This is a genomic window from Tardibacter chloracetimidivorans, from assembly GCF_001890385.1.
Taxonomy (GTDB): domain Bacteria; phylum Pseudomonadota; class Alphaproteobacteria; order Sphingomonadales; family Sphingomonadaceae; genus Tardibacter; species Tardibacter chloracetimidivorans.
Window position 1 is genome coordinate 2106802 of sequence record NZ_CP018221.1, and the last position, 21957, is coordinate 2128758.

The following is a 21957-nucleotide window of genomic DNA, read 5'->3' on the forward strand; positions in this document are numbered from 1 at the left end:
GTTCCGGCACGAAAGCTCGGCACGGAGTTGTGGAGACCGCCTGACAGGGTGCGGCCGAAGACCGCCCCGACATTGCCGCTATGAAGGTTCAGGCATCTTCACTGTCGTCCGATTGGTTCATCGTCCGATGCGCCGCGAGCATCATCAGCATTTTGTCTCGCCAGTCACACCTGCTGGCCAGGTCCTCCAGAGGTAGAGCTTGGCGTCGCTCTGCCGCAACTCGTTCAATGAGGTCGGGGTGCCATTGCGCGGGATGCCGTCGATCCATCGCAATCGAGTGATAGAGCGGTCCAAGGCGCTCGGCGTAGTCAGCGACTCCGCCAGGAGCGTTCAGGTCTATTGTTTCAAAAGGCCCCATGAAGGACCATCTCATTCCCAAACCCTCTGACACGGTCCGGTCAATGTCGGCTGCCGAGGCTACGCCCGCGTCGAAGAGGGCCCAGGCTTCGTTCAGCAAGGCGCCTTGAAGTCTATTGAGAACGAACCCGTTGATCTCCCGGCTGAGAACTATCGGCTTCTGCCCGACACTTTCCATAAAGTCCCGCAGCAACGGGGCGATCGAGGGGTCGGTCCAAGGCGAAGGCACAAGCTCTACCAACGGAATAAGGTGGGGGGGATTGACGGGGTGCGCGATGATGAATCGCTCGCGCCTCTGCACATCGCCGGTGAATTCGGATGCTGGGATTCCGGAGCTTGAGCTGCCTACGATCGCATCTGCGCGGATTGCCGCACCGATCGCAAGTGAAATCCTGTGCTTCACGTCGACGCGCTCGAAGACCGACTCCTGCACATAATCGGCTTCGGCGACGGCGTCTTCAAGACTGTCCGATACCGTTATCCGAGCCAGAATGCTGGGAACGTCGCGGGTGAGTCCGCAGCGTTCCATCTCGTTCAAGCTGTCGCGAATCCAGTCCATCACGGATGCTCGGATCGCGGGCTGAGCATCATAAATGGACACCGATTGTCCGGCACGCGCGAAAACAATCGCCCAACCCGCCCCAACGAGGCCTGCTCCCACCACTGCGACCCGTTCAAACCTGCGGTTCATGCTTTCCTCCGCAATCCACGTCGTGAAAAACTCGGTGACAATCGCGACCGCCGCCGCTACTGAAACTTCTTAGTCAATAGGATGACTCAGCGGTCAGTCAGAGACATATACGAGGAGGTGGCGGAGATGCAATATTTGAAGCGGAGTGTAGCGACGGATGTGCGCGCGAAGGCCGATCGTGGTGTCCGCGACATTGTCGAGAAGACGCTCGCCGACATAGAGGATCGCGGTGACGCCGCCGTACGCGAACTATCTATCAAGTTCGACGGATGGGACCGTGAGAGCTACGCTCTGACGCCAGGCGAGAAACAGGATTGTCTCGATCAACTCTCCGGGCAGGACCTGAAGGATATCGAATTCGCGCAGGCGCAGGTTCGAAATTTCGCTCAGATCCAGCGTGACTCGATGAAAGATGTGGAAGTCGAAACGTTGCCGGGCGTCGTCCTCGGTCACAAGAACCTGCCGCTGAACAGCGCCGGCTGTTACATCCCTGGTGGGAAATACCCGCTGCTGGCGTCGGCGCACATGTCAGTGATCACCGCGAAGGTGGCCGGGGTGCCACGCGTCATCACCTGCGCGCCGCCGTTTCAGGGAAAGCCGGCGCCAGCGATTGTCGCTGCGCAAGTGTTGGCGGGTGCCGACGAAATCTACGCGCTTGGCGGCATTCAGGCGGTCGGCGCCATGGCCATCGGCACCGAGAGCATCAGGCCCGTCGACATCTTGGTGGGGCCCGGAAATGCCTTTGTCGCGGAGGCCAAGCGGCAACTCTTCGGACGCGTGGGAATCGATCTGTTCGCTGGACCGACCGAGACTCTGGTGATTGCCGACGAGATCGGCTGTGATGCGGAACTCGCCGCCACCGATCTCCTCGGTCAGGCCGAGCACGGCCCGGACAGCCCTGCCATTCTCCTCACGACGTCGGAAAAACTCGCTCGCGAGACGATGGCGGAGATCGAACGGTTACTCCGGATTCTTCCGACAGCCGACTACGCGCGAAAGGCATGGGAGAGCTACGGAGAGGTTATCGTGGCGGACGACGCCATCGAGATGGTGCGCATCGCGGACGACATTGCATCCGAGCATGTGCAGGTGATGACCGGTGATCCGGACTTCTTCCTGCGCAACATGACGAACTACGGGGCCTTGTTCCTTGGCGCACGCACAAACGTCAGCTTCGGCGACAAGGTCATCGGTACCAACCACACATTGCCGACCAAAAAGGCTGCACGGTATACGGGCGGGCTGTGGGTCGGGAAGTTTCTCAAGACCTGCACATATCAAAGAGTGCTGACTGACGAAGCGTCGGCGATGATCGGAGAATATTGCAGCCGACTGTGTGCGCTTGAAGGCTTTGCCGGTCATGGCGAGCAAGCAAACATTCGGGTGCGTCGATACGGTCATCGCGACATCCCCTATGCTGGAGCGGTTGAACCTCTGCGCGGGGCCGAGTGACATGGACTTGCCCAGAACGCCTTCATTTCGGCTGGACGGCCGCCGTGCGCTGGTAACGGGCGCCGGTAGGGGCATCGGCCTCGCGTTGGCGGCGGCACTTGCGCAAGCGGGAGCTGAGGTCACTCTCGCGGCGCGTTCGGGCGAAGAAATCGAAGCGGCCGCGATAGCCATTCAGAAGGCGGGAGGCGCCGCTACCGCCGCGGTCCTTGACGTGACCGACATGGCGGCCGTCCACAGCTTCTTTGCTGAGCGCCCGGCGTTTCACATTCTCGTCAACAACGCCGGCACAAACCGCCCGATGACGATGCAACAGGTATCGGAGGCGGACTATGACGCGGTGCTTGATCTTAATCTGAAGGCGGCCTTCTTCTTAACCCAGCAGGCGGTCCGCGCCATGATTGATGAGGAGATCGCGGGGAGCCTGATCCACATCGGCTCGCAGATGGGTCATGTCGGAGGCCCTAACCGCTCGCTGTACTGCGCGTCCAAATGGGCGATCGAAGGCATGAACAAGGCTTTCGCGCTCGATCTGGCATCGCATCGCATTCGGTCCAACACCATCGCACCGACATTCATTGCAACGCCTATGACGAAGCCGTTTTTCGATGATCCCGATTTCATGCGCTCTGTTCTCGACAAGATCAAACTCGGCCGCCTCGGCACCGTCGAGGACCTCATGGGCGCCGTCGTCTTTCTGGCGTCGGACGCATCCTCGCTGGTTACCGGAACGAGCATCATCGTCGACGGCGGCTGGACAGCTGACTGACCGTTCGCCGCAGTGCTCCCACTCCCAAGACTGCCCAGGCCGAGCCCAACCTCCCGGAGATAACATAATGAGCCGCGACCCATTCCGCCCACGATCCGCCTACCGCCACTGGACGCCTGTCCTGACGCGATGGTTCGACAATGACGTCTTCGGACACGTCAACAATACGATTTACTACGGCTGGCTCGACACGGCCGTATGCGGATGGCTTATGGAGGTCGGCTTGCTTGAAGTCGAAGGGGAGGACCTCATAGGATTAGTGATCGAAACCGGCTGCGCCTATGCAAGCCCGGTCAGCTTTCCCCAGCGGGTGGAAATCGGTCTACGCGTAGCCAGGATAGGCAATTCGAGCGTGACATATCACCTCGGGGTTTTTGTAGAAAGCGCTGAAGCCGCTTCGGCGCAGGGACATTTCACGCATGTTTACGTCGATCGGACCGATCGACGGCCGGCGAAACTCGATGAGCGATGGCGCACATTGCTTTCACAGCTGACGTAGGTAGATCCTTTCGCACCGGCTGAAGGTTTACGGCAGGCGGGTCCCACGCCGGTGCTTGTCACTATTTTTCTCGAGAATTAGGACAATTTTCTAGAGAACCATGCTCGCGCCTTGATCAGGCGCATTCGCACCAGTTCTGCCTCGGAGTCGCAAATCACTGATGCGGGCCCTGAGCAATATATGCGGGACGCTGAAGCAGACCGAACGCGCAGGCGCCCGAGGTCGCCACGAGCGCCATGGCAGTCGGAGGCCGCGACTCCGATCGGGATGAAATTGCCGCCGCTCGGGACGATCGCGGCTGAGCCGAACAGCCCCACTATTTCGGCGAGAAAAAGAAAATGGGTCATTCGGTCGGCAATGACGGCGTTTCCACCTTGCGCTCCGGGGTGGCCAAAGCCGCACGCCCGAGGACTGCGATCGCCATGCACCCTAACGACGCTGCCAACATGAGCGCGGCGATGTAAAACGCGCCTTGGACGTCATTGGCATGCACGCCCGCCGAAGCTATCGCCGGACCTACGCCAGCACCGAGAAACTGCGCCGGGCTAACGAACGCCATGCTGCGCCGGCTAGGATCGGCGAATTCTGCGAGGGGAAGCTGCAGCGACATCGTGAACATCCAAGCAAAGCCGACGCCCCCGGTTACAGCCAGATAGACCATGGGCGACTGCTCGACAGAAAGTGCAAGACCGAACAAAATCAAAGCGATCAGACTGAACGTGAGACCGCCGCGCCAGCCGATCCAGCGGCTGAAGATAACAATGGCCAGTCCCCCGCACGCCTCCATTCCGATGCCGAAAGGGACCGCTGACCGCACCGCCCACTCAGGATATCCCCGCAGTATCGCCAAAGGCGGAATATAGACCCAGATCGACAGAACGGCCGCCATGCTGAGAAAAACGGACAGAAGGGCTATCCAGCCGGACTTGGCCAAAGCATTCCCGTTTTCAGTTGAAAAGCTCGGAGGATCGAACTCTTTAGGCAGAAATAGGGTCGTTAGGGTCCAAACTCAATCAGCCTCTTGAAAATCGTTGGTCTCATTGATTCAAGGCGTTTTCGCTGAAGAGGAGGCCTTGGGGATGTCGCGTTCGTTGTTCTGGCTATCGGATGAAGCGTGGACAGCAATCGAGCTCCACTTGCCCAAGAACCAGCCAGGAGCACGACGTGTTGATGACCGGCGGGTGATCTCCGGCATCGTTCACATGCTCAAGTGCGGCGGTCGCTGGGCAGATTGCCCCGCCGAATACGGGCCGGCGACGACGGTCTACAACCGATGGAACAGGTGGAGCCGGCGGGGCATCTGGACACGCATCCTGGCTGCACTGACCGAAGAAGGCTGGATCGCCGAGACCGGGCAGATCGATAGCAGCTACATCAAGGCTCACCGTAGCGCCGGTGGGGCAAAGGGGGGGCGCGAGCCAATGCCATTGGGATCTCGCGTGGCGGCCGGACAACAAAGATCCACGCCCTTGTCGACGTCCTCGGACGGCCGCTTCGTCTCGTCCTGACGCCCGGCAACACATCGGACGTGAAGGGCGCCGACCTGCTCATCAACGAAACAGCGGGAATGAAGCGGGTGATCGCCGACCGCGGCTACGACGCCAATCGCATTAGGACCATCCTGCGCGAACAGGGCACGACCCCGGTGATCCCCGGCCGCCGCAACCGCAAGCGCCCGATCCAATATGACAAACGCCGCTACAAAGATCGCTGGCGGGTCGAGGCTATGTTCTGCCGCCTCAAGGATTTCCGCCGGATCGCTACTCGCTACGACAAGCTTGCACGAAACTTCCTCTCAGCCGTAAGCCTCGCTGCCGCTGTGGCTTTCTGGCTCTGATTGAGTCTCAACCCTAGGAAAACCAAAGCGCCCAACGCCCCTAACACGGCGAAACCTGTGCCAGCGCCATAATGTGGAATCAAATAGTTGCTGAATAGGGTCGCGGCGACGAGGGATGAAGCGCATTGTACGAATATGTTGATCCCGTTCAGTCGCGCCGGTGATTTGGATCGGGTGATGACGCCGATGATAACCCACAAAAATATCCCCGAAGCAACACCACTCAGCGCACGCGCACTGTAGATCGCGGTCGCGGTGGTAAGCCACGCGGTGGTAACATTGGCGATCAGCGCCAGCAGCGCCGCGAACAAGCTATATTTGCGAACATTCGTGTAGGGTAGCCGGGCGACGCTCCATGTCGTCACCAGTGCCATCGCCGCCAGTTCGACGGTAGCGACACGGCCGATCTCGCTCAGGGATATAATACCCCTACTGGCAAATCCCGCCAGCAGCATCGGCTCTATCTGGAGAATGATCGAAGAAACCAGGTTTATTCCCATGACCCGGGCTACGATCGAGGCGCTGATGGGTTTACCGAGCCAAGCTACCGAAGCAGCGCCGGCCTGCCGGGTTTCGGATCTCATGAGATAATCTTTCCGCCGGCGCGACCTTTGGGCCGATCGCGAAACAATCGAGATTTCGAACGAGAACGATGAAGTCTGGCATCGAAGTGAGGCCGGATCGCACATCCGGCCCCATCCCGGGCTCAGTATTTATATGCGACCGTCAAACCGTAGGTGCGTGGCGGCGCCTGCACCTGCGTATCGCCGACAAGAGGCGCGACGGTGGTACGGGTGAGATAATATTGCGAGTCAGTCAGGTTCTTTGCCCATATGCGGAACGTCACCGGCCCGCCATTTGGCGACAAGGAAAGACCGGCGTTCACGAGCGCGTAGGAAGGTTGCTTCAGCCTGTTGTTCGGCGCCCAGTAGAAGCCGTCGTTGTAGGTGACGGCCACGTCCGCGGCGATTTTGCCAAGGCTCGTATCGAAGCCGTAGTTGATCGAGCCGGAGATCACCAGGTTCGGAGTATTGATGGTGTGATTTCCGGTAACATCCGTCGGTCCAAGCTGGTTTCCGTTTGCGTCCTTGTCGTCGGCATCCGGGAAATTACGGTAGCGGCCGTGCATGACCGAAATGCCGCTTGCCAAAGTCAGGCCGGCGAAGGGTCGCGCCTCCAGGTTTCCTTCGAGCCCATAGATCCTTGACGATGCAGCATTCTGGGTGATCGTCGTTCCGTTCCCCGAGATCACAACCTGCTGGTTCGAGTAATTATAATAGAAGCCGGCGATGTTAAGCCGGAGTCTTCGGTCGAAGAATTCGGTCTTCAGCCCGGCTTCATAGGCATCCAGTCTCTCCGGCTGGAAGGCATTGTCTGGCGTCAAGAGATTGTAGCCGCCGCTCTTGAAACCGCGGTTGAACGAGACATATCCCATCACGTTCGGCATGAAGTGATTGTCGATCGAGACCCTGAAGGTCGGTTTCGACACGCTCTGCCGCGCATAGGCCGGCACGCCAAAAAACTCCGACGGGTTCTGCTGGCGCTCGTAGGTGTAGCGCAGGCCGCCGGTGAGATTGAGCGTCGGCGTGATAGCGAAAGTGCCCTGCCCGAATGCGGCGATCGACATTGTCTTTTGCGCATTATAGATCAAGGGAACGCCGGCCAGGGCCGCCGGGCTAATGTCGCCCTTTGCATTATAGTAAAAGATGCCGGCCACCCATTTCAGCCGTGCAGCGGGATCGACGTTCCTGAGCCGAAGTTCCTGGGAAAAGCTTCGGAAGTGATCGTTGAAGCTGTACGGCGCGAGGGGAGCGGGCGAGGCATCGAGGTCCAGCGTATAGAAGGTGTGCGTCCTTCGATAAGCCGTGACGCTGGTCAGTTGCAAGGCGCCGACTTCCTGATCGACAGTCATCGACGCACCGCCCGCCTTCAATCGGTTGGTCACAGGGTAATCCGACTGCGAGTTGTGCGCCCCCGGGTAGCCGAGCCCGACGGATGGCGCATTTGCTGGCGGAAAGAATGTGCCTTGAACCTTCTGGTAATCGAGGTTGCTGGCTGCGGACGTATAATCGAAAGCCAGACGCACTTTTGTGGTCGGCGCCAGGTCCAGAAGCCATTTATTGCGGACGCTGAAGTTGTTGTCTGTCTGCCGGTAGGTATCGGTGTTGAGAAAAAGATTGCGGCCCATGCCCTTGCCCTGATCCTCGTAAAGGAAGGACAGATCGGTTGCGATGGTGTCGGACAGACCGACGCTCGCATAGATCGGAACGGCGATCGTATCGTAATTCCCGTACGCGACCGATGCGTTCAGTGTTAGATCGTGCGAGGGATCCAGCGTCCGGACCTGAATGACCCCGCCGGTCGTGTTCCGGCCGAACAGGGTGCCCTGAGGTCCCGCGAGAACATCGATCTGCTGGACGCCCATCAGCTTGAACATCGTCGAAAAGGGCGTGCCGATATAGACGTCATCGACATACACAGCGACAGGAGACTCCGAGCTTGGATCGGTCTGGTCCGAGCCAATGCCGCGGACATACGGGCTGCCCACGTTCACGGGGTTGTTGAACGTCAGCGACGGCGCGATCATCTGAAGTTCGGACGTGTCGGCCACTCCCCGCTGGGCCAGCGCCGCGCCGGACACCGAGTTGATCGCAATCGGGACGTCCTGCGCACGTTCCGAGCGCCTGTTGGCGGTCACCACGATGTCTACGACGATCGTTTCGGGCGTTGGCGTTGGCGTTGTCCCGCCCGCGTGGGCCGGACTTAGCTGCGGAAAGCCTGCGATTAACGCGACCCCGCATGCTAACCGCGGCAACGCGCGGGAACGCGGTGCGCCGTGTCGGCGAGCAACGCCGCCCGGCATGAGAGTAAAATGGCCGTTACTGGTCCCTCGCGATTTCCGCATAAGATCTCCCCTCCGATATTCTCCAGATCGCTCCTCTGAAACCTCGCCGAGGTGGGAGCGTATCGACGATATTAACTTACGATTTCTTTGAGTCAACTCTGGAGTCAATATGTAATACCTGATGGTCACAAGGTGTACTGCGGAGGTGCGCACGGCGACGCTTCCAGAAGCCTGCGGGAGGATCCCGGCCCGGGCGAACTGCTCGCGAAGGTGGATGTCGGCGGATTTGGGCCCGTGCGGCGCAACAGGCGGCGATGCCAAGTCAACTCGGACAGGAGCGGACTGCGGGCGCGCCAAGGATCCCGCCCCGGGGAACCGCGCGCGCCGCAGCGAACGCCGGCGCTGGCATCCGCAGCCGAGAAATGGCCTCCGGCCCACGGAGTTGCCAGATTCGACCCTTAACCGCTTTTGCAGTGGCGATCTAAAGGCTGATGATGACGGTCTTGAGTTCGGTGTACACTTCGACGCCGGCGCGTCCCATCTCGCGTCCCAGACCAGACTGTTTGTAGCCGCCGAATGGGAGGACCGGATCGATCATCGCATGGCAATTTCCCCAAACAGTCCCAGCCCTGATCTTCGCCGCCATTTTGTGCATGGTGGCGATATCGCGCGTCCACACGCTTGCGCCGAGGCCATATTCGCTGTCGTTCGCTTCCCGGGCGACCTCGTCCAGGTCGTCGAAACGCTGAGCGACGAGGACGGGGCCGAAGATCTCCTCGCGTACGACGCTCATGTCGGGCGCCACATCGACCAGAACGGTCGGGTTGACATAAAAGCCGCCGTCCGAGGCCGGGGCGTCTCCGCCGACGGCAACCGTGGCGCCGGCCTTTTTGCCCGCTTCGATATAACCCATGACGCGCTGGAATTGCTCGTCAGACACAAGCGGGCCCATTTGGGCGTTCGGATCCAGCGACGCCCGCGGTTGCCAGGAGGCCGCCGCATCGACAACCCCTTCGATTATTTTATCGAAGATAGATCGATGCGCGTAGAGACGCGAGCCGGCAATGCAGACTTGTCCCGCGTTGAAGAAGATCGCGCCCGCAGCGCCCGAGGAAGCCGCTTGCACATCAACATCCGGAAAGATCACGACCGGAGATTTGCCGCCGAGCTCCAGCGTCACCCGCTTGAGCGTATCGGTCGCGTGCCTGTTTATCGTCTTGCCGACTTCGGTCGACCCGGTGAAGGCGACCTTGTCCACGTCGGGGTGCTTGACGAGGCGATCACCACAGCTGTGGCCATGGCCTGTGATCACGTTGATCACGCCCGCCGGGAAGCCCGCTTCAGCGATGAGGTCAGCGAGGCGGAGTGCGGTCAGCGATGTTTGCTCGGCGGGCTTGAGTACGACCGTACAGCCCGCGGCCAGGGCCGGCGCGATCTTGGCGGCGGCCATGAAAAGCGGAAAGTTCCAGGGAACGATCTGTGCCGCCACCCCGATGGGTTCGCGCCGGACGTAGCTATGTACCGTTCCGCGCGGCAGCATCGAGGGTTCGATCAACTCGCCGCCAAGTTTCGTCGACCAGCCGGCCATCTCCCGCAGGATTCCAATGGATAGCTGAATATCGTTCGCGGCCGCGACCGTCTTGGGCTTCCCGTTGTCGATCGCTTCGAGTTCGGCAAGCTCCTCGCAATTTTCCTCGATCAGATCCGCGAGTTTCTGGATCATGCGCTCGCGGGCCGCGGCGGGCAATTGCGACCAGCGACCGTCATCGAACGCCCTGCGCGCCGCCGCCACGGCGCGATCGACATCGGCGTCCGATGCGTCGACCACCGCACCGACCGGCTTTCCGCTCGAGGGGTCGATCACCGGAATGGTCCGGCCATGCGTCGAGGCGACCCACGTTCCGTCGATGAAGAGCGCCGGCGCTCGGCCGAGCGCCCGATGGGCCGCTTCGGAGTATGCAAATTGGCTGAGGACGGCGGAGTCAGATGCGTTATTCATGGCGAGTTCCTTCGAAATTCTCGGAGCGATCATTTGCAAACGGAAGCACGGCAACGCGCGGCGATTGGCCGCATCCTCACACAGCTTCTCCGAGTTTAATGAAGCGGGCGAGGTGATGATCCTCATCGCCGAGTTGGTGACCGATCATCGTCAGCCTCTTGGCGAAATGCGACACTGGAAGTTCCCAGGTCATTCCCATACCGCCGTGTAGCTGGATCGCCTCTTCCGCAACCAGTGTCCCTGCCCGACCAATCGTATATTTCGCCGCCGAGATACTACGCTCGCGCTTGATGCGATCACCCTGCAGGGCATTGGCAGCATTGATCGCAGCCGATCGTGCCTGTTCGATTTCGAGCGCGACCGTGGCCATGCGATGCTGAAGCGCCTGGAACTTACCGATCGGAACTCCGAACTGTCGGCGCGTTCGCAGGTACTCCAGGGTCGCCATCCTGGTCACATCCATGATCCCGACGGCTTCCCAACTAAGCGCGACAATGCCTGCCGCCACGGCATCCTCAATGACGGGATAGCCGGCTTCAGCGACCAAGGTGGACGGCGTGTCAACGAGGTGCAGATCGCCCGCGCGGCCACCATCGATCAGCGGATAGCCCTGGATCGAAAGTCCCGGCGCGTTCCGCTTGACCAGGAAAAGACCCACGCCCGTCTGGTCGCCTTCTGTGCCCGAAACACGCGCCGAAACGAGGACATGGTCCGCGGCCTCGACGTGCGCCACCACCGCCTTGGTGCCGGTGAGGATCCATTCGGTCCCGTCGAACTTGGCGCTCGTTCTGATGCTTGTCAGATCATAGCGGCTCGTTGGCTCCTCATGAGCGAAAGCCAACATTGCCGAGCCGGTGAGGACCTCCCCCATCAGTGCTTCATGACCGCCGATCAGAGCCAGGGCGCGGGCCGCCATGAGTGTTCCGAGAAACGGTTCGACGGCTATGACACGTCCCAGTTGCTCGAAGATCGCAGCGATATCGAAACCTTCTCCTCCAAAGCCGCCCGCGGACTCCGAAACCAGCCCGCCCAAGACGCCGAGATCGGCGAGTTCGCGCCAATGAGCTGGGGACCAGCCAGCCGTAGAGCTGCTTATCTGGTGTCGTACCTCGACCGGGTATCGCTTCTGGAGATAGCGACCGAGCGTTTCGGCGAGCATCGACCGGTCCGCACTAGGCTGAAAGTCCATGGTCAGAGTTCCAAGCTAACTTTGGTGATGATTTCGCGTTGCACTTCGTTCGACCCGGCGAAAATCGAGAGCTTTCTTTCGTTGAAATAATGGGCGGCGATGCCGGCGGCATAGTCCGGGCCGATCGGCGCACCCTGATAATCTTCGTCCAGCGCCTCGGACACAAAGGGTTGGGCATATGGCCCCAGCGCTATGCGCGCGAGGCTGGCCAGTTCCTGCCTGATCTCGGTTCCGCGAATCTTGAGCATTGCGCTGAGTTCGAGCGGCGCCGCGCTGCTTCCGGAACCGGCAAGGACACGCAGATTTGTGGTCTTCATGTTCTCCAGGTCGATTTCGACCCGCGCGATACGTGCGGCGAAAAGGGGATCTTCGGCCAGGGGGCGCCCCCCTTTTTGCTCCGTCTGCGCGATCTGTTTGAGAAAACTGAGGGCTGCGGTTGCGGCACCGACGCGAGCCTCGCTCGTACGTTCGTACGTCAGCAGGTATTTGGCGTAGGTCCAGCCCATGTTCTCCTCGCCGACGAGATTCTCCACCGGAACGCGAACGTTCGTGAAGAACACCTCGTTGACCTCATGCTCACCTTCGAGCGTTATGATCGGTCGCACCTCCACGCCAGGCGACTTCATGTCGATCAGGAGGAAGGAGATACCCGCCTGCTTCTTGCCCTCTGTCGATGTACGCACCAGGCAGAATATCATGTCGGCATATTGGGCGAGTGTGGTCCAGGTCTTCTGACCATTGACCAGATAATGGCTACCCTGTCGTACGGCGCTCATCTTGAGGCTCGCAAGGTCCGAGCCCGCGCCGGGTTCGGAATAGCCCTGACACCACCAATCCGATCCATCCAGAATGCGGGGCAACCAGTGCTTCTTCTGGGCGCTCGATCCAAACTTGATGAGCACCGGGCCCAGCATCGACACGCCGAAGGGAACGACTCTCGGCGCGTAGGCGAGCGAGACTTCCTCGTCGAATATATGCGCCTGTGCGGTGGTCCACCCTGGGCCGCCGTATTCGGGCGGCCAATGGCTCGCCAGCCAACCGCGCTCATGAAGAATGGCATGCCATTCTTCATGATCCTTTTTGGTCAGGCGTTTGCCCGTGCGCACCTTGTCAGCGATTCGAGCCGGCAGCTTGGCCTTCAGAAAGGCGCGCACCTCGGCACGGAACTGCTCCTCCTCCATCGTGAAATCGAGGTCCATCGGGCTCGCCTTTTCTTCACCTACCGCCGGAAACCGGCGAACATCCGGCGGTCACACTGGCCGCCTCTGCAAAAGTTCTGGAACTCAGACTGGTTCTATTTTCCGCTCCAGCGAGGCGGACGCTTCTCGAGAAAGGAATTCCGCCCCTCCTGAGCATCCTGTGAGCCGATCGCCTGCTGTACGGCGGGTCGTGTCCATATATCGCGGATGCTGGTCGTGAGAGGTAAGGAAAGACTGGCCATGGCCGCTTCCTTCGTCGCTCTCACCGCCAGAGGGCTGCACGCCAGGATTGCCTCCGCCATGCGCAAGGCGCCGTCCATGGCATCGCCCTGAACGACTTCATTGACCACACCCATCCGTTGCGCGTCGGTTGCCGCAAGCGTGGCCCCGGTAAGAAGGAGACCCATAGCCTGCTTCAACCCCAGTTCCTGCGTGATGCGCTGTATACCGCCGGCAAGTGCGACCACGCCGACCTTCGGTTCGGGAAGTCCAAAGCGGGCAGTTTCGCTGGCGACAATCAGGTCACAGGCCAGGGCCAGTTCGAACCCTCCGCCGAACGCGAAGCCGTTCACAGCAGCGATGACCGGCTTTGTAAGGTCGAAGCGGGTCGTCATCCCACCGAAGCCGGAAGGTGGAAGGTCGGATGCGTCGACAGGCAGAGGCTGTGAGAGGTCCTGCCCAGCGCAAAAGGCACGGTCTCCAGACCCTGTGATGATGGCGACCCACGCCTGATCATCGGCGGCAAAGTCGTCAAGCGCTCGGGCCAGTTCGAAATGCGCGGGCACATGCAACGCATTGCGGGCCGCGGGCCGGGCGATCGTGATGATCGTTATAGAACCCCGGCGCTGAACCTCTATATGTTCGAATACGGTTGCCTTGGGATCCTCTTGCAAGGGCACATCTGTCATGTGTTTTTGCCTCCTCGGATTGCGAGAGCGCTTCGCAAGGCGACAACTCTGTCGATCGCAGCGTGATATTCATGCTCGAACTGATCGATCAGCACCGCGGTGGGAACGACATCATGGATCGACCCTACACCTTGCCCGGCGCTTAAAATGTCCTTCCAGCGCTTTGGCTCTCCGAGCACCTTGCTGATATCGACCTTGGCGCCTCCAAGATCTCCGAAATGGCCAGGGGCTGGAACCGTTTGCTTGAGCCAACTGCCACCAAGGCCATCGACCTCGTCGGTATAAACAACGTCGGTGATGTCGGACTCGATCAGAAGCCGTTTCAGGCGGTCGGACGCGGTGCTTTCGGTCGTGTTGATGAACCGCGTCCCGATATATCCCATATCGGCACCAGCCGAGATCGCGCCAGCCAGCGCCGCTCCGTCGCTGATGCACCCACCCAGCAGAAGGGTTTTGTCCCCCATCAGCGGCTTCAGTTCCCCCAGAAACGCAAATGGGTTGTAGGTGCCTGAATGGCCACCCCCGCCGGACGCGATGGCGATGATGCCATCGACATTCGCCTCGAGCGCCTTTTGCGCATGACGGACATTGATGACGTCATGGAAGCACAAACCTCCATAAGCATGAATCGCGTCGGTTACCTCACGCGTGATGCCTATCGAAGAGATAAGGATCGGAACCTGGTATTTCACAGTCAGCGCGATGTCCTCGGCCAGCCGCGCGTTCGATTTGTGAACGGAGAATTGCGTCGCCCACGGCGCGTCAGCGGGCGTCAGCCTGTTCCGTATGTCTTTCAACCAATCCTCATAGCCTGCGGAGGTTCGTTGATTGAAAGCCGGAAAGGACCCGATGACGCCTGCACGACTGGATTCAACCACCAGATCGGGACTCGAGATCAGGAACATTGGCGAAACGATGGCCGGCATGCGAAGACGCCCATCCAGGGCGGCGGGAATCATTGCTTTCGTCCCTCCATAGACTCGGCGTCACAACGCCAGTTTGCGATATTACGGGAGTATCTGATCTGACCTAAAAGTCAACCTAGTAACTCCATAGTGCGTAGTGTCGCAGATCCAGTACCGCCTTTTGAGTCTGGATCAGCGACCATGATCATTCGGAATTGCCGGATAAGGGGGCAGTGCGGCGAGCAGGGCTGCGCTTGCGGCGACCATGACGGCCGCGAGTATCGATACTAGGGTTGAGACTCAATCAGAGCCAGAAAGCCACAGCGGCAGCGAGGCTTACGGCTGAGAGGAAGTTTCGTGCAAGCTTGTCGTAGCGAGTAGCGATCCGGCGGAAATCCTTGAGGCGGCAGAACATAGCCTCGACCCGCCAGCGATCTTTGTAGCGGCGTTTGTCATATTGGATCGGGCGCTTGCGGTTGCGGCGGCCGGGGATCACCGGGGTCGTGCCCTGTTCGCGCAGGATGGTCCTAATGCGATTGGCGTCGTAGCCGCGGTCGGCGATCACCCGCTTCATTCCCGCTGTTTCGTTGATGAGCAGGTCGGCGCCCTTCACGTCCGATGTGTTGCCGGGCGTCAGGACGAGACGAAGCGGCCGTCCGAGGACGTCGACAAGGGCGTGGATCTTTGTTGTCCGGCCGCCACGCGAGATCCCAATGGCATTGGCTCGCGCCCCCCCTTTGCCCCACCGGCGCTACGGTGAGCCTTGATGTAGCTGCTATCGATCTGCCCGGTCTCGGCGATCCAGCCTTCTTCGGTCAGTGCAGCCAGGATGCGTGTCCAGATGCCCCGCCGGCTCCACCTGTTCCATCGGTTGTAGACCGTCGTCGCCGGCCCGTATTCGGCGGGGCAATCTGCCCAGCGACCGCCGCACTTGAGCATGTGAACGATGCCGGAGATCACCCGCCGGTCATCAACACGTCGTGCTCCTGGCTGGTTCTTGGGCAAGTGGAGCTCGATTGCTGTCCACGCTTCATCCGATAGCCAGAACAACGAACGCGACATCCCCAAGGCCTCCTCTTCAGCGAAAACGCCTTGAATCAATGAGACCAACGATTTTCAAGAGGCTGATTGAGTTTGGACCCTAGTACATAGTCTCCGAACTGGTCGAAGAAGAAACTGAAGATCTGTCCGCCGAGAGCGCCGCCGATCGTGTAGCAGCAGCTCAACAAACCCAGGACTTCACCGAAATGCTTCCGATCATAGAATCGACTCGTGTAGTACGCGCCGAGTTCCGTTTCAGCTCCCAAAGCCAATCCGAGGCAGGCCGAACCGACGATCAGAATCAAGGGACTGCCTGGGTAAATGGATAGTCCGATTCCAATCGTGCCCGTGACATACCAGAGGATACCGATCTGCGGTTTCTGAACACGGTCGAGTAACCAGCCGGCGCCGATCCGGCCGAAAACACCTGCGATGGCCGCCACAATGAGAATGCCCGCGGCGTCCGATGCCGGTAGGCCGCGATCGGTAACCATCGGCACGAGGCTCACCAGGAAGCCGTTAAGCGCCATGCCGCTAAGGAATATCGCCGAGACAAGCAGCGTGCCCGGTCGACGAGATATAACGGATAGGGCGGCGCTGCGCGTCGCCTCAGAAGCGGATGTGATACGTCGACGGGCATCGCCCATGAACAGGAGTGCGACGGGAAGGGCGCAAAATAGGATCGCGAGGCCCAGCCCAACGCGTGCGCCACGCCACCCGAACTCGGCGATGAGCCACACCACGAGCGGCGGGACGGCCATGTTGCCGAGAGGAACCCCGGTGGTGCAGATCGCGATGAGTTTGCCGCGTGAATGCAACGGCGCCCGGTGGGCAACGACCATCGAGTAGAGCAGCGGCGATTGCACCACGCCTGCCATACCGACCAGGACCGTCAAAGCAGTGTAGAGCGCCAGGCTGTTTCCGACCAGCGAAAGGGACATCATGCCGAGCCCGAACAGCAATATGCCCGGCACGAGCACGCGGCGTGCGCCGAAGCGATCTCCCAATCTCCCGACAAGCGGGTACAGAACGGCAAGCGCAATCAGCGCTATTGTGACCGTTCCCATGAACTCGGAGCGGGTCCACCCGAATTCCGCCGTGACCGGCCCCAGGAAGAAGCCCTGCGAATAGAACATCACCGCTGCCGAAGACGGCAGCAGAGCGAATGCTGCTGCGAACGCAGTCGCAGCCGGGTCGCGCCGAAAAGTTTTCATGCCTGTCATGACGCACTTCCCTTGTCTTATGTTCTAATCAGCAGCAATTCAGACGTTCCGGCCCAATGTCGCCGAACACGCCGATTGGTGCATGGCAGATGCAGTTCCTGGCAAACCTCGGAATCGCTCTGCTCATCGTGGCAATGCATATGCCACCAGCCTGTCTCCGCCTCGCGCCCCCAGAGGCTTGTGTCCCCCCGCAGCGAGCAAGATGAATTGCCGCCCGCTCCTTGCATCGCGGTAGGAAATCACGGGCGCGATACCAGAGGCGGGCAAGTCGGCTGCCCAGCGCTCCTGGCCCGTCGATGTGTCGAAAGCGCGAAAGCGTCGATCATTACTGGCAGCCACGAAGGCGAGGCCCGTTTGGGTGACGAGCACGCCACCGAGCGACGGCACACCTATCGTCAAAGGAAGCATCGTGCGCAATCCCATGGGCCCCGTGTCGCGGCTCGTGCCCAACGGCCGAGACCAAAGGATCTTGCGGGCAGTCAGATCAATCGCACTGATCCGCCCCCATGGCGGTTGCTGGCACGGCACCTGAAGAGGAGAAAGGAAGCTGTGCGTTTCCACGGCATAGGGCGTGTTCGCCTGGGCCTTGATTCCGCGCATGGCATCCAGCCCCTCGCGTCCCTCACCCATCGCAAAGGCGCCGGCCCGGTTTGCCTCCGCACGAGGAACGAGGCGCATGTAATTCGCCAGATAAGTCGAAACCGTGACGAGCACCCGTCGTGAGGGATCGATCGACACGCTGCCCCAATTCATTCCCCCGGCATAACCCGGATACATGATGCTTGGCGTAGGCCCTGGCGGCGTCAGCGCGCCTGCATAACGGGCGCGTTTGAAGGTGATCCTGCACCAAAGTTGGTCGAGCGGAGTAACGCCCCACATATCGGCCTCGCGAAGCGTCTCGCCGGCGAGGGATGGCATCCCCGTGGAAAAGGGCTGCGTCGGCGATACGCGTTCGCTTGATGCCGCTCCTTCGATGGGTACGCGCCGCTCTTCAACCCTCGTCACCGGCACACCCGTCGCGCGATCGAGCACGAAGATCTCGCCGCGCTTTGTGGGCTGTGCGACAGCCGGCACCGGGCCCGAAGCTGTCGGCATGTCGAAAAGCACCGGCTGCGAGCCCAAATCATAATCCCACAGATCGTGGTGTGTGGTCTGGAAGATCCAGCGCCGTCGCCCGGTCTCAATATCGAGGGCCATCAATGCACTGGATATCTCATCGTCGATCGGGCGACGCTGTCTGCCATAATGGTCCGGCGTCGCATTGCCGGTCGGAACGTAGATCAGGCCCAGCTTCTCGTCATAGGCCATCTGTGCCCAGCTGTTAGGTGTCGATGCGGTATAGGTATCGCCGGGTGGCGGGGCGCCGATCCGATCCGGGGCGCCGACATCATAAGCCCATGCAAGTCGTCCCGTGGTGACATCGAACGCCCGGATCACGCCTGAGGGCTCGCCCCATTTCTGGTTATCGGCGACCGCTGCCCCCACGACGATCTTGCCACGGGCAATCGTCGGGCCACCGTTGATGAAATAATATCCCTTTGCCACGGGGCCCAAGCCTTCGAGCAAAGAGACCTGACCATCGCGCCCGAAATCACGGCACGGCCGGCCGGTCAACGCGTCTATCGCGATCAGGCGCGCATCGACGGTCGTTTCTAGGATCCGGGTCTGGCACGCGCCCGCCCGCGTGGGATCCCGGTGATATCCCAAGCTTCTGCAGGCTCGAAACGGAGCACTCCGAAGGTCCGGTTTGGGGTCGAAACGCCACACCTGCTTGCCCGAGGCGGCATCCAGTGCCACGACCACGTTCGTACTATTGCATGCATAGACGAGCCCGCCGATTTTCAGGGGGGCGATCTGCAGATTATAGGGCTCGGCGTCGCCGAAGCTGTAGGTCCAGACCGGCGTCAAATCTGCGACATTTTCCGGAGTGATCTGAGCGAGACGCGTAAACCGCAAACCTTCGGGAGTGCCGCCGTAATCGGTCCAGTCGTCTCCGGCCCCTGCTTCTTGGGAAGGCAGATCCGCTCGCAGAACCGTTGTCGCAACGGGTGAAGCTGAAGCGACAACGAGACCCGCGATGGGCATGAAAAGGATCAGCAATAGCAGCGCTGCCGAGCCTGCAAGCTCTTTCGCATTCATGGGCCGACCGCCGAATGAGCCCTTTATCGTCAGGATAAGGAGTGCCATTGCGAGCAGACCGAGACACCCGAGACGCGGTAGCATCGCCCAAATGTCGAGCCCGCTTTCGTTAAATGTCCACACCGACGTGGCAAGCACAAGCAGTCCCACGCCCCACAATGCCCAGCGACTTGCCCGCCAGATTGCGACGGCCAAGCCGCCCAGCCAAAGACCTGCACATAGATAATAGGGCGAACCGTCCAAGCTGACGAGCAGTGTGCCGCCGTAGAGGAACCCGGCCGACCAAAGACCGACCAAGGTGGCGAGCACCCGGAGGGTTACGCTCGGCCTGCCACTGATCACAGCACAACCTGTCTTGACTGCGTGTTTCCGTTGCCACGGAACATGCCGTCGGACCTTGCCCCCAGGTTGCGGATCGATTCCTGCAGCGGGTGGCGCATCTGCCTTCCTTGTCGAAACCAGGAGGCGGGGGCCCGCATCGGCAGGCCCCCTATCTGATCGGTCGGTTTCAAAACCACATCATCAATAGCGGAATTTAGCTTGCACGCCGATCGATCGCCCCTCGAGCAAAGCTCTCAGCGTGTAGTTGAAAGCGTCCTGAACGAACCCTTCGTTCGAGGTGTTGAGCAGGTTTCTGCCATAAACCGAGAACTGGAAGTGATCACCGGGCAGATGCAGCGTGAGATTGGCGCTCAGATCCTTGCGCGCGGTCAGGAAGCGAGTGTTGGCATCGTTAGCCGGCCCGCGAGAGCGGAAGCTGTAGTTGACACTTCCGACCACACGCATGTCGTTCGGCAGCTGCGTCGTGTACGCTGCACCGATATTGTAGTTCCAGGGGGCCGTCCGTGGTGGGACCAAGCCGTAGTCGATGCTGTCGATGCTGCCGTCGCCGTTGAGATCAAACTGCACGTTCTTATACTGGATATCCACGTACCCGACGTTGCCGGTCAGTTCGAGGCCCCGCACGGGTATGACCGTCATCTCAGCTTCGAATCCGAGGATGGTGGCGTCGGTCGCGTTCGCGACAACGGACACCGTGCCCTGAGTCACCGATGCAACCGTGATATCGCGCTGCAGGTCACTGACGTCGCTCAGATAGGCGGAGCCGTTGAGGCGCACCTTGCGATCGAAGAGATCGGACTTGAAACCAATCTCGTACGACCAGACCGTTTCGACGTCGAAAAACGGATCGTAGGCCGGGATGGTGTTCGCCAACACCACCGGGGTCACCCCGGGAGCGGAGGCCGCGGCGGCGTTCGTCCGGACATTATAGCCGCCGTTCCGAACACCCTCGCTGACGCTGGCGAAAATCAGAACATTCTGTTCGGGTTGGTAATTGATGCCGAACTTCGGGGTGAATGATGGCCACTTATGCTTGCCGACGAAGGGCGGCGGACCGCCGGGTACATCGCATGATTTCGCTGCAAAGTTACACGCGCTGTTGTTGTTTGTGGGCTGAAGATAGATAGTCGCGCGCTTGTTTTCGTCCGTATATCGCCCGCCAAGCGTGAACGACAGTTGATCGGACGCATAAAACTCGCCCTGGGCGAAGACGCCGATTGATTCCTGCCGGACATCCCCACCATAGGTTCGATTGATTGTAGCATTCAGGATCTGTCGGTCCTGAAGATAGAAATATTTCTGATGGAAATAATATAGGCCGGCGGTAATGTCGAGTTTGCCGAACCGCCCTGCGTAACGAAGCTCATTGCTATGTTGACGCTGATTCAGATAGTCGGTGTTATCAAAGATATAGGCGGGCGTACCGTCATAGTCGCTCTGGAATTCGTTCTTCAAGTGCCTGTAATTGAACAGGTTTGTAATAACACCGTCGCCAAATGCGACATCTATCTGCGTTTCCGACGTGACTGACGTATAATCCGTGCGGGTGTAGCCTGGATTTCCCTGAAGATTTTCAAAGCCCAGGCTGCCCGTGACCGCGCCCTGCGGCATATTCTGGAATACCGATCCGTCACCCCGGGTGCGGCCGCGCTCGGCAATGATCGTTTCCTTTATGGCGTCGCCGATTTTCAGGACGACCGTCGGCCGGAGAAACCAGTTCTTCTCCCGCCCCATTTTCCGGCCGAGCGACGGATTGTCGAACCACCCGCGATCATTGCGATAATAGCCGGATAGTTTGGCGAGGAGCTTGTCCGCCACGATCGGACCCTCGACGCTGCCCGCCAGATTATATTCGGGCCCCGTCTCGATACCGACCTGGCCGTAGACCGCAAATTCGTCCCCGGGTCGCCGCGTCGTGAGCAGTACGGCGCCGCCGGTTACGTTTCGACCTTGCAGCGTGCCTTGCGGCCCGCGCAGGATTTCAATTCCTTCGAGGTCGAACGTGTCCATGTTGGTGCTGGCATTGACGCCCAGATAGACGCCGTCGACGAACACGCCGACCGCAGGCTGCGAGTCGGGATTGCCCGAAGCGGTGCCCAGTCCACGAATATTGGAAGAGGCGTAACCTCGCGCGCCACCATTTGCGCCCAGCGAAACGCCGGGCGCGCGAATCGCTATATCGGTCAGGTTCTGAAAATGCGTACGCTCCAGCTGAGCGGATCCGAGCGCCGTCACAGACACGGGAATGTCCTGTAATCGCTCGGCGCGATTTTTCTTCTGCGCCGTGACGATGATGTCTTCCACGGCATCGGGCTGGACATATCCGCCTTGGGCCGTTTCAGCAGGCTGAGCCCAGGCCACCTGCGGCACACACAGCGAGGCAAATCCAAAAACAGAAACCGCCGATCCCAGCAGCTTCGCCCTCCGGCAACCTATTGCAGCCATTCTCCATCTCCCTCGATCTTTTGACCGCCCTGCGTCTATTGAACCGGCAGGACACCGAATTAAAAGTTATATAATCTGACCATGAAGTCAATACTGTATATTTGTGGTCAGTTTTAACCC

At 60.1% G+C, this 21957-nt stretch carries 16 protein-coding genes and 1 pseudogene; 4 read left to right on the forward strand and 13 right to left on the reverse strand.

Going from position 1 to position 21957, the window contains the following annotated elements; genetic code table 11:
• Positions 1-88 precede the first annotated feature (88 nt).
• Positions 89-1048, reverse strand: a complete 960-nt coding sequence (locus BSL82_RS11025; RefSeq protein WP_072597570.1) for a 3-hydroxyacyl-CoA dehydrogenase — start codon at positions 1046-1048, stop codon at positions 89-91.
• A gap of 126 nt (positions 1049-1174) precedes the next feature.
• Between BSL82_RS11025 and hisD the strand changes: the two genes are divergently transcribed.
• The 3 genes from hisD (at position 1175) to BSL82_RS11040 (ending at position 3765) form a co-directional block, all read left to right on the forward strand.
• The gene (hisD, locus tag BSL82_RS11030; protein ID WP_072597571.1) at positions 1175-2500 is read left to right on the forward strand and encodes a histidinol dehydrogenase; all 1326 of its coding nucleotides are present in this window, start codon (positions 1175-1177) and stop codon (positions 2498-2500) included.
• A gap of 1 nt (position 2501) precedes the next feature.
• Positions 2502-3266: an SDR family NAD(P)-dependent oxidoreductase gene (locus tag BSL82_RS11035; RefSeq protein WP_072597572.1), complete on the forward strand. Its 765-nt coding sequence runs from the start codon at positions 2502-2504 to the stop codon at positions 3264-3266.
• Between the two features lie 67 nt (positions 3267-3333).
• The gene (locus BSL82_RS11040) at positions 3334-3765 is read left to right on the forward strand and encodes an acyl-CoA thioesterase (RefSeq protein WP_072597573.1); all 432 of its coding nucleotides are present in this window, start codon (positions 3334-3336) and stop codon (positions 3763-3765) included.
• Between the two features lie 343 nt (positions 3766-4108).
• On the opposite strand, the gene BSL82_RS11045 is transcribed toward BSL82_RS11040, so the two are convergent.
• On the reverse strand, positions 4109-4699 hold the full coding sequence (locus BSL82_RS11045; RefSeq protein ID WP_072597574.1) for a hypothetical protein: 591 nt from the start codon (positions 4697-4699) through the stop codon (positions 4109-4111).
• A gap of 145 nt (positions 4700-4844) precedes the next feature.
• On the opposite strand from BSL82_RS11045, the gene BSL82_RS20010 reads away from it, so the two are divergent.
• Positions 4845-5602 (forward strand): IS5 family transposase gene (locus tag BSL82_RS20010; RefSeq protein ID WP_193408578.1). Its coding sequence is split into 2 segments (ribosomal slippage): positions 4845-5178 and positions 5178-5602, totalling 759 coding nucleotides; the frame shifts between segments, so codons are not numbered across the junction.
• On the opposite strand, the gene BSL82_RS20515 is transcribed toward BSL82_RS20010, so the two are convergent.
• The 11 genes and pseudogenes from BSL82_RS20515 to BSL82_RS11110 form a co-directional block, all read right to left on the reverse strand.
• The gene (locus BSL82_RS20515) at positions 5533-6186 is read right to left on the reverse strand and encodes a hypothetical protein (protein WP_158010836.1); all 654 of its coding nucleotides are present in this window, start codon (positions 6184-6186) and stop codon (positions 5533-5535) included. The genes BSL82_RS20010 and BSL82_RS20515 overlap by 70 nt on opposite strands.
• A gap of 122 nt (positions 6187-6308) precedes the next feature.
• Complete coding sequence (locus BSL82_RS11060) at positions 6309-8804, reverse strand: TonB-dependent receptor (RefSeq protein WP_158010838.1); 2496 nt, start codon at positions 8802-8804, stop codon at positions 6309-6311.
• Positions 8805-8928: 124 nt separating this feature from the next.
• A complete protein-coding gene (locus tag BSL82_RS11065; protein WP_072597576.1) occupies positions 8929-10446 on the reverse strand; it encodes an aldehyde dehydrogenase family protein in 1518 nt (505 codons plus the stop codon).
• 76 nt (positions 10447-10522) lie between these two features.
• Positions 10523-11635 (reverse strand): acyl-CoA dehydrogenase family protein, encoded by a 1113-nt coding sequence (locus BSL82_RS11070; RefSeq protein WP_072597577.1) that lies wholly within the window; start codon positions 11633-11635, stop codon positions 10523-10525.
• A gap of 2 nt (positions 11636-11637) precedes the next feature.
• Positions 11638-12834 (reverse strand): acyl-CoA dehydrogenase family protein, encoded by a 1197-nt coding sequence (locus tag BSL82_RS11075; protein ID WP_072597578.1) that lies wholly within the window; start codon positions 12832-12834, stop codon positions 11638-11640.
• Positions 12835-12929: 95 nt separating this feature from the next.
• Positions 12930-13742, reverse strand: coding sequence for an enoyl-CoA hydratase-related protein (locus BSL82_RS11080; RefSeq protein ID WP_072597579.1), 813 nt, complete (start codon positions 13740-13742; stop codon positions 12930-12932).
• Positions 13739-14668: an NAD(P)H-dependent flavin oxidoreductase gene (locus tag BSL82_RS11085; protein WP_226998438.1), complete on the reverse strand. Its 930-nt coding sequence runs from the start codon at positions 14666-14668 to the stop codon at positions 13739-13741. The genes BSL82_RS11080 and BSL82_RS11085 overlap by 4 nt, the downstream gene beginning before the upstream one ends.
• A 283-nt stretch (positions 14669-14951) precedes the next feature.
• A pseudogene (locus BSL82_RS21790) lies at positions 14952-15709 on the reverse strand (IS5 family transposase).
• A gap of 35 nt (positions 15710-15744) precedes the next feature.
• Entirely contained in the window at positions 15745-16911 is a 1167-nt protein-coding gene (locus tag BSL82_RS11100; RefSeq protein WP_072597581.1) for an MFS transporter, read from the reverse strand.
• Positions 16912-17034: 123 nt separating this feature from the next.
• Entirely contained in the window at positions 17035-19392 is a 2358-nt protein-coding gene (locus BSL82_RS11105; protein WP_158010840.1) for a membrane-bound PQQ-dependent dehydrogenase, glucose/quinate/shikimate family, read from the reverse strand.
• A 180-nt stretch (positions 19393-19572) separates the two neighbouring features.
• Positions 19573-21837, reverse strand: coding sequence for a TonB-dependent receptor (locus BSL82_RS11110; protein ID WP_072597582.1), 2265 nt, complete (start codon positions 21835-21837; stop codon positions 19573-19575).
• Positions 21838-21957 lie beyond the last annotated feature (120 nt).